The sequence below is a fragment of the Coleofasciculus sp. FACHB-712 genome, from assembly GCF_014695635.1.
Lineage (GTDB): Bacteria > Cyanobacteriota > Cyanobacteriia > Cyanobacteriales > FACHB-T130 > FACHB-T130.
Genome location: NZ_JACJOQ010000070.1, coordinates 1 through 9,230, shown reverse-complemented (window position 1 = coordinate 9,230; position 9,230 = coordinate 1). Strand labels below are relative to the sequence as shown.

The 9,230-nt window shown below is 47.3% G+C and carries 8 protein-coding genes; 1 reads left to right on the top strand and 7 read right to left on the bottom strand.

Annotated elements, in window-relative coordinates; all coding sequences use genetic code 11:
• The first annotated feature begins 750 nt into the window (after nucleotides 1-750).
• Nucleotides 751-2,178 carry an NADP-dependent isocitrate dehydrogenase gene (locus H6F50_RS01645; protein ID WP_190425616.1) on the top strand — a complete coding sequence of 476 codons (1,428 nt, stop codon included), beginning with the start codon at nucleotides 751-753 and terminating at the stop codon, nucleotides 2,176-2,178.
• 49 nt (nucleotides 2,179-2,227) lie between these two features.
• Here H6F50_RS01645 and H6F50_RS01640 read toward each other — a convergent pair whose 3' ends face one another.
• The 7 genes from H6F50_RS01640 to H6F50_RS01610 form a co-directional block, all read right to left on the bottom strand.
• The gene (locus tag H6F50_RS01640) at nucleotides 2,228-3,397 is read right to left on the bottom strand and encodes a hypothetical protein (protein ID WP_190425614.1); all 1,170 of its coding nucleotides are present in this window, start codon (nucleotides 3,395-3,397) and stop codon (nucleotides 2,228-2,230) included.
• Nucleotides 3,398-3,816: 419 nt separating this feature from the next.
• Nucleotides 3,817-4,980, bottom strand: coding sequence for an LptF/LptG family permease (locus tag H6F50_RS01635; RefSeq protein WP_242028858.1), 1,164 nt, complete (start codon nucleotides 4,978-4,980; stop codon nucleotides 3,817-3,819).
• A 197-nt stretch (nucleotides 4,981-5,177) separates the two neighbouring features.
• A complete protein-coding gene (gene lptB, locus H6F50_RS01630; protein ID WP_190425611.1) occupies nucleotides 5,178-5,906 on the bottom strand; it encodes an LPS export ABC transporter ATP-binding protein in 729 nt (242 codons plus the stop codon).
• A 95-nt stretch (nucleotides 5,907-6,001) separates the two neighbouring features.
• Complete coding sequence (locus tag H6F50_RS01625; RefSeq protein ID WP_190425609.1) at nucleotides 6,002-6,514, bottom strand: LptA/OstA family protein; 513 nt, start codon at nucleotides 6,512-6,514, stop codon at nucleotides 6,002-6,004.
• Nucleotides 6,515-6,646: 132 nt separating this feature from the next.
• Nucleotides 6,647-7,048 (bottom strand): DUF309 domain-containing protein, encoded by a 402-nt coding sequence (locus H6F50_RS01620; RefSeq protein ID WP_190425607.1) that lies wholly within the window; start codon nucleotides 7,046-7,048, stop codon nucleotides 6,647-6,649.
• A gap of 627 nt (nucleotides 7,049-7,675) precedes the next feature.
• Nucleotides 7,676-8,038: a ferredoxin thioredoxin reductase catalytic beta subunit gene (locus H6F50_RS01615; RefSeq protein WP_190413052.1), complete on the bottom strand. Its 363-nt coding sequence runs from the start codon at nucleotides 8,036-8,038 to the stop codon at nucleotides 7,676-7,678.
• 95 nt (nucleotides 8,039-8,133) lie between these two features.
• A partial coding sequence (locus H6F50_RS01610; RefSeq protein WP_190425603.1) for a DUF58 domain-containing protein occupies nucleotides 8,134-9,230 on the bottom strand: 1,097 nt, incomplete at its 5' end.

The window sequence follows — 9,230 nt, the reverse complement described above, 5'->3', positions numbered from 1 at the left end:
TTCTCTCCCACTGGTCATCTCGTAGTGCATATCGGCGCATCATCTTTTTCCTGTCGTTTATCTTTCTTCACCAGTTTTTATTCCACTTTACCTAATTGATGACACGCCCTAGGTCTGCAAACTGAATTCATCCCGCTTTGATGTAAGTTGAGGTTTTTGTGAAAAGGGCAGAGGCGGCTTGTGCAGCATATCTCTTTTTTATATCAGCTTCACATTATCTGGCAGCGTCAAGAATTTCTCAGCCAGTATTTGTGAGATTGATGGACTAAAAACCAGCGATCGCCCTCAGTCTACTTTATTATCAGCCTAAAGGATCAGCATAAAGGCTGATGACAGAATGCGCTTAAGATTATTCAAAAAATTAGCCGTTCGACCCATTCTCGTAGAGCCTCTTGGCTAAATAGATGCCAAAGTTTTGATTTGAAGCGCTAATTCCTTCATCCCAGTCACACTTCTAGAGACTACTATTAGGTCTGTAATCCTTTTTTGCGCTCCTTGGTGCCTGGTTTAAACTTCTGACAACGTCCCCTTCGTAGAAACGCGATTAATCTCGTCTCCACCATCCAAAATCCAAAATGAGGTAACAGGCTCCTAGCAGCCCTGCCTCAGCTTGGATGATTTGCGAACATCATGGCAATCAAACTGCCTAAACTGCAAAAAAGCTTAACCGAAACTTTTGCGAATCAGCCGATTTGGTAGTCTTCCTGTCAAAATATTGTCTGGCTAGACTAGATCCAACAAAAGTGCAATATGTACGAAAAAATCACTCCTCCTGACATGGGCGAACGTATCATCTTCAAAGATGGCGAACCCGTTGTTCCAGACAACCCGATCGTTCCTTTCATTCGCGGAGACGGCACGGGCATCGACCTCTGGCCCGCCGCCCAGAAGGTCTTTGATGCCGCTGTCCAAGCTGCTTATGGTGGCAAGCGACAAATCAGCTGGTTCAAAATCTACGCCGGGGATGAAGCCTGTGAGAAGTACGGCACCTACCAATATTTGCCCCAAGATACCCTAGACGCAATTAAAGAATACGGTATTGCCATCAAAGGGCCGCTAACAACCCCGATTGGGGGCGGCATCCGGTCGCTGAATGTGGCACTGCGTCAGATTTTTGACCTTTACTCCTGTGTCCGCCCCTGCAAGTATTACCCAGGCACCCCCTCTCCCCACAAAAGCCCGGAGAAACTTGATGTCATCATCTATCGAGAAAATACAGAAGACATCTACCTGGGAATTGAGTGGCGTCAAGGCAGCGAAATTGCTAACAAGTTGATTGACATACTCAATAATGAGCTAATTCCAGCCACGCCAGAACACGGCAAAAAGCAAATCCCCCTAGACTCTGGAATCGGCATCAAGCCAATTAGTAAGACGGGTTCCCAGCGCCTAGTGCGCCGTGCGATCAAGAATGCCCTGCGGCTACCCAAGCAGAAACAGATGGTGACGCTGGTGCATAAGGGCAACATCATGAAGTATACCGAAGGGGCATTCCGCGACTGGGGTTACGAAGTAGCGATCGCTGAGTTTCGCGCTGAGTGCGTTACAGAACGAGAATCATGGATTCTGGACAACAAAGCCCGTAATCCAGAGATTACCTTGGAAGAAAACGCCCGTCAGATTGAGCCTGGGTACGACGCCTTGACGGCAGAGAAAAAAGCCCAAATCACTCGTGAAGTGGAAGATGTTCTCAATGCCATCTGGGAAACCCACGGCAACGGTCAGTGGAAAGACAAGGTGATGGTGAACGATCGAATTGCTGACAGCATTTTCCAACAGATTCAGACTCGACCGGATGAATATTCCATCCTCGCTACGATGAACCTGAATGGTGATTATTTGTCAGATGCAGCGGCAGCGATTGTCGGTGGCCTGGGGATGGGGCCAGGAGCCAATATTGGGGATCGATGCGCCATCTTTGAAGCGACTCACGGCACCGCACCGAAGCACGCTGGACTCGATCGGGTAAACCCCGGGTCGGTCATTTTGTCAGGCGTGATGATGTTGGAATTTATGGGCTGGCAGGAGGCATCTGACTTGATTAAGCATGGCCTCGGTCAGGCGATCTCTAACGGCGAAGTCACCTATGATTTGGCTCGACTCATGGAACCGCCGGTGGAGCCTCTGAAATGCTCGGAATTTGCCTCCGCCATCATCAAATACTTCCAAAGTAATTAGTAAATAGCGATTAGCAATTAGCGAGCAACCCACAGCTAATTGCTAATAGCTATGGATTTGAGAAAGTATTAATCTGACCCCCACCAATGTAGCGTCCTGGAACGCGACGAGGAGCTGTAAAGTTAGGCTGGTTCAACTGACCCGGTTGCGATCCGGAATTACCAAGATTGGAGCCAAAACCAGAGTTGCTGTTGAACCCGCTTCTTTGAGTGTTCGCTCCCGATGGGTACTGCCCATAATTACTGGTCGTTATCGGTGCCACTGGCGGTACTATCTGTGGTGTTACGGGGACAGCAGGTGCTACAACGGGAGGAACCGCCTGGGGTTGGGTTAAATAGGTGTAAGAATTCGGGGTGGAAGAACCCTGAGTAGCGTTGCTAGTCGTGGGTAAGGGAGTGCTATAGCCTGTAGTGTTCGCTAGGGCACTTGCTGGCGGTGGTGCCATTTGCCCAGTGGATGTGGAATTGGGAAGCGTTTGTTGAGACGTATTTCCTGATGGCGATGCGTTTACTGCTTGGTTTGGCGAATTTTGATTTAACGCTTGTTGCAGGGAGTTGACTGGCAGGACGTTTTGGTTCTGGTTAGTTAGGTTGGGCACGCCAAAGCCCAGATTCGGAGTGGAGGTTGCTGTTGTAGTAGGATTTACCGCCTGTTGGTTCGTAAGTGTCAATCCCAAAAATGCCCCTGTATTGGGCTGGGGGCCAACATTTAATCCAGTATTTAATAAATCTTGTGCTGATGTCAGGAAAGGATTGTTCGAGTTTTGCGGAGCTTTGGGGATTCCTGCGATCGCTTGAGGCTGCGCGGTCGATTCTGTATTAGAAGCAGTCGCCGGGTTGCGAGTCAGTTGCTCAAATAAACCTTCTTGCGGGGTGGGATCTTGAGCTTTTTCCTTTCCCTTCTTGCCAGCGCCTTGATTAGTGCCGCGATTAAATTCCTGCATGAGCGCGGGCAAGTTATCGATATCAGCGCCAATCACACTGCTTTCTTGAGAAAGGTTTGGGTCATCCGAGGGATTCTCTGCGGAATCAACTTGCCCACTCTCCGTTTCTCCATCTAAAAGGCTGTTAAGCCATTCTGGGTGTACCCAGTACTCCCATACCCCTATCACCATCATCACCAGTGCGATCGCCGATCCCCAAAACGCAGGGCGTGCGAATGTCCGTAACCGTGCTTTGAGATAGCGGATGGAGGCAGGGACTTGTTTGGAGGATGACATAAGCTGTAGTGCAGCTCGACTTGCACAAGGGATTGTAAGTCGATTTTATACGCTATTGCCTTGAACAGGAACTGTCTTAATATACAGTTTGTTAAAAGATTTCTTTCATTTTTGTAAAATTTTAGCCAAGCTTTTAGTTTACTAAAGTTTAAATTTAGGAAGTTAGAAAGGTTGCGATCGCTCAACGAGCATTAATTACTAGAAACCGAAAAACACTCACTGAGGGGCAGGGAACAGATATGCCTCTACCAAGAACGGGTGGGTTTATAGATATGCTTAGGCCATGTGCAACTTTTTCTCTCCCCAATGAATTAGGGAGAGAAAAACAGTAATTTGCACAGTGCGTTATGCTTCGCTATCGCTCAATATCTTGAGCGAGAACCGTCCCTACACGACTGACGATGACACTACCTTAAAGTTTAGCGGGCAGCTCGAAGCAGGAACCACGCCCCTGCTCCCAATCCAAACAGATTCGGTAACCAAGCAGCAATTACGGGAGAGAGGAAGTTACTTAGTCCCAGAGCATCACCAACGGACATTAACAAATAGTAAGCAAAAATGACGATCACGCTAATCCCAAAACCCGTCGCTTTACTGGTGCGAGTCGGTCTATTGGCTAAAGCGGCACCCACAATACCAAAAACGACACAAGCAAACGGTAAAGCTATTTTTTGGTGAATGCGGATCAGAAGCTTGCGAATTTTTTGTTGATTACCACTGAGGCGTTCTAATTTCAGCCGTTCTCTGGCTTGTGCAAGATTCATTTCGCCGTAGTCGCGCCCAGAATTTGCCAAATCCAAGGCGGTACGAGGCAGCTGCAACTGTTGGTGTTCAAACTTCAAAATATTGCGGTAGGAAGCATCGGGAGAGATTAAATAAATCGTGCCTTTGAAAAAATCCCAGGTGTTTTGTCCTGGATTCCAAGCAGCAGATTGCGAAGTAACAATTTGATTGAGACCCTCCTGAGACCAATCTAAAATTGTCAATCCCTCCATCTTCTGACCGTCAAATTTTTCTGCATAGAACAGGCGTTTTAACACTTGTTCTCTGTCGCCATTGGGTAGCTTAACTTTCGTATATTCTGGATAAAAAATATTGCGTTCTTGGAAAGATGGCTTTTCTTTATTTAGAGCTTTATCTAGACTAACTTTGGCTTGATAGTTCGCAGCGGGTACTACATACTCATTAAACGTAAAGGCGATGCCGGTCACAACAAAACTCAGGACGATCGCTGGTAGCACCAATCGATAAATACTCACCCCGCAGCTACGCAGGGCAACCAACTCACTGTCAGCGGAGAGACGACTATAGGTTAATAAGGCAGCCAGTAGCACTGAGGCGGGAAAGGCATACGCCATAAACTGTGGCAGACTTAACAGCAGGACTTTCAATACGAGCGATGCGGGTAGACCTACATCCACAGTCCTTCTCATCAGGTCAAATAAACTGCCAATCGTTACCCCGATGGAAGAAAAGAATCCCATGCCAAATAGGAAAGGCGCGACCAGCTCGGTGCCAATATAGCGATCCATCACCGAGACTGTCGAAATCAGGGGGGAGAGCGGATTGAAAGATTTGGTCATTGGTCAAGGAGCGATGGGTAGGGAACGGGTAATGGGTAATGGGTAATAGGTAATTGGAGGAAAGTTTTAAGGAGTAGAAGACTTACAGTTATCGCGTCTGAAATTTTGAATTCAAAACTCTCTTGTGGTTTCAAAATTCAATGCTTCTTACTGATGACTCTTGTAATTACCAATTCCCGATTACCGATTACCCAAGGCTATCTTTGGAAGTCATCTCCTAAGTAGTACTGTCGCACTAAGGGGTTATTGTAGAGTTCTTCTGAATTGCCAGAGGCGAGGATTTGTCCGTCGCGCATAATGTAGGCTCGATCGGTGATGGCGAGGGTTTCGCGGACGTTGTGATCGGTGATCAAGATGCCCATGTAGCGATCGCGCAGTCCGGCAATAATTTTTTGAATCTCCGATACGGCAATCGGATCGACACCGGCAAACGGCTCATCCAATAGCAAAAATTTTGGTCCTTCTCGCCCCGACGCTAAGGATCTCGCCAACTCGGTGCGCCGACGTTCTCCCCCTGATACCCGAATCCCCAGCGTATTTGCTACTTTTTCTAGCCGAAACTCTTGCAGCAAAGCATTTAGACGGTTTTGCCACTCGCGACGAGGCACGCCTGTTTGTTCCAGCACCAAGAGAATATTGTCTTGGACGGTGAGGTTGCGGAAAATACTGGCTTCCTGAGCAAGATAGCCAATGCCTAAATGCGCTCGTTTGTGGATGGGTAAGGTGGTGATGTCCTGGTCATTCAGCCAAACCGTACCTTGATCGGGTTTTTCCAAGCCAGTTGCAATGTAAAAGGTCGTCGTTTTCCCAGCACCGTTGGGGCCGAGTAGCCCCACGACTTCTCCTTGCGCCACTGAAAGGTTGACGCGATTGACGATCGCACGTTTGCCGTAAGACTTGTGAATATTCTCCAGTACGATTTTCATTGATAAATAGCTAATTGTTCGTGGCTAATGGCTAACTGCTAATTATTAAAAGCCATTAGCGATTAGCCATTCGCGATTAGCCATGTGACCAATGGCTAGCGACTATTCGGCGTTTTGAAGGCTGGTTTAGGATTGACGGCGGGAGCTGGTGGCGCTACGGGTGTAGTTGGAGAATTTGGATCGGCGACCAGATAAACTGATTCTACCTGCCGATTGGACTGAGGCAGGGCAACAAAGCGTCCTTCATCGATCAGATAGGTGATTGTCTCGCCTCGGAGACTATTGCCTTGTTGCAGGACGTAGACGTTACCACTCAGAACGATGCGGCGTTCTTTGCTGAAATACTGAGCTTGGGCAGCAGTTGCCTGGATCTGCCGCGAGGGGTAATACATTTGCACGTTGCCACGAGCTGTTACTACACCTGTTTTCGAGTTGGCTTCTTGCACATCAGAACGGACGGTGAGGGCGCGTCCGTCATCGGCGGTTTGGGCTTGGGCGGTTTGGATTTCGGTGGGGATAGCGATCGCTCCCGCTAAAACAGCTGGCAGCATCAGCACTAATCCCAGGCGACGCATTAGACTTTGATTAAATTGAAATGAGGACATCATGGGTCTTGCGGAGACATCAAAGACGGTGATCGGCTCTTGTGCCTAGTTTACTCTTTCTAAAGGATCGATCTAGAACAAATCCAGCGATAACCAGGCACAACAATCCCGACGTTTCTGAGTCTTGAGAAGTTTCTAAGCCTCTATTCGCAGTATTTTTGGCAAATGTGAGACATTCTCGTCTTGTTGCATCTGTTCTACAAAATCAACCACGTTTTCTGCTCCAGCTTCTTGCAGTGCTGTCAACAGTTCGGCACTCTGTTCCCGCAGTTCGGTGACATCAATTCCACTGTAAGCAGGTTCGTATGCCTCCAAGCGGCGCATTCCCTCTCCCAGTAAAATAACTGCACCGCGCCAGTTAAGGTTGCCTAGGTGATAACATCCAACGGCAATTTGCAGCACTCCCTGATAAAACCTTTTTTCCGGCTCGCTGGCTTCCATCCACAGAGCCTCTAAGGTGTCGTGGCAGGCGTAAAATTCATGCTGATTAAACTCTTCGATCCCTTGCCAAAATTCAGATGGGATTTCTTCAGTCATTAGTCGGGAACTATATTAATAATTTCATTACTCTGCCGTTTTCAGTTCCCTACCGTCAAGCACCTTCCCTCGTAGTTATGTTTGTGTTCAGGCATTACCACACTTAATAGCTCCAGACGCAGATGCCTATGTTTAGCTGCTTCGCGCGTAGGTGATGGAAAGCCTCTAAAACAAGCGATCGCTTTAAGTTTTTAACGGACAGAAAAAACTACTCTAAAATGTCTTTATTCAGGTTTAAATAAAGTTCAATATAAATTTATTTAATTTTTTTAATTCTATTGACCAATATCACATTTTGAGTGGTTTTTTTAATCGTTTAGCTTGCGCTCGCTACTTGTTTTTAAAATTCAATCTTACTTAATTGTTACAAAGTTTATTACCCCAAACAAACCAATAAAAAGTGGATTTTAGGGGATATTTTTTTCCTAATTTATCTAGGCAAGCGGAATTTAAAAAAGTCTTTGTAGCACGCGGGAGGCTTTATCTTGAAGGATTCTTGGGACGTGTGGCTGTTACAAACATGATAAATTTGATGCTTCAGCTAATCGCTAATCGATAATTGGAAGTTAGGCTAAAAAGTATTTATAATTAGCAATTTTTCAATTAGCGATTAGCTAGAGCAAATCGTTACATACTATCGCGTACAGCTTTAATTTCTTCGAGAGAGATTTCCTGCATCTCACCCCGAAACTCGTTATCTTCTGTCAAAAATAACATGCAGTGGCACTCTTTACGCTCTCGCATCGGTACGCAAGGACAATTCCAGAAAGTTGCATGTACCTCTGCTTCTTTATCTTCGTAGTGGCGACAAGGACACAAAGGGGCACCCAGATCATCTTTATGCTTTGCGAGTCCTTCAATCACTACAGCTGTTACTGAAGGATCGACGCAAAAGTAGGTGCCAGTACGCTTAGCGTAAGTTTCGGAGAAATGGCGCATCGCCTCTAGGCTTTTTTCGCTGGATTTTGTTTCAGTTTCTGATGGGTTCATAATATGAGATGACGCGAGATCGACAGGTGTTTATGCATTGTATCTTAAGCGTTTTCCTCAAGGGGATTGGCTGGGATCGATGCAATCGGGCAAGCCTACTTCAGAGGGGATTGTAGCTGAAGTTGTAGCGGCTGCTCGGTATTAATGACAATTCCAGGGGAATTACGATTTACGGGCATTGCAGGCTCAGTTAAAGACTCCGGCATCCAGAGCATCCAACGGCTACCGGGGGGTAAAGAGCTTAGAGTAACATGATTGGGAGTCAGCCAGATTAAGGGAAGCGTCGGTGGATCTCCAACACGGGCATCTTCTCCGGCGTAGGTTGCGGCTAGAGTTTCTAAAACCACGCGATGACCTTGCACTAAACCTGTGAACGCTGTCCAAAGTTTTACACTTAACTGACGCCCACTGGCATAAAAGTATAGGGATGCTGCCGCAATGACTGCTTGCTCAAAATGCTCTGGATTCCAACTGGTGGCGCTATCGAGGCAGATAATTACTTCTTGTCCACCCGTAAAAACTTCTAGTTCGCGCACCTGGAATTCACCGTAACGGGCGCTGGTTCGCCAGTGGATTAAACGAATGGGATCGCCGACTCGATAGGGGCGAAGCGATCGCGTGACTCCTTCTGTGGCAGCTTGAGAACGGCGATCTAAACTCAGAAACAGGGGGCTTTTTTCTTGCCCAATTTCATCCACCATCGGGCAGTTGGTGAGGGGTAAAACGGTGGGATAAACAAATGCTGTAGCGGCAACTTCACGCTGGCGGCGACACCAGAATAATCCCACAGGGGCGGCAGTTCTCAGTTGTACGGTGTTCCACCGATAAACCCCGCGTTTTTGCGTGGGTAGGTAGTAAACCCAGTGGTGAACGCTATGAGGAGAAATCGTTTCAATTGCCGTTTGTACGGGTTGTCCCAATACAAAGGGAAGAACGTCCCGGACTAAAAGTAAGGTTTTGGGATGGTTAACCGGATTTTCAATTTCTAATTCAATGGTTAAATCGTCGCCGACGCTGACGGGCTGGATAGGGCGTCGGGTGACTTGAAGATGACGAAGCGATCGCACGGATAGGAAGCTTGCAATTCCGAGTAGCGCAAAGCTGAGGCCACTAATAACATACAGCCACCCCGCCATTGTGTTCGTGGCAGCTCCAAAAAAACAGACGGCGATGATTCCCAATATCCACCCAG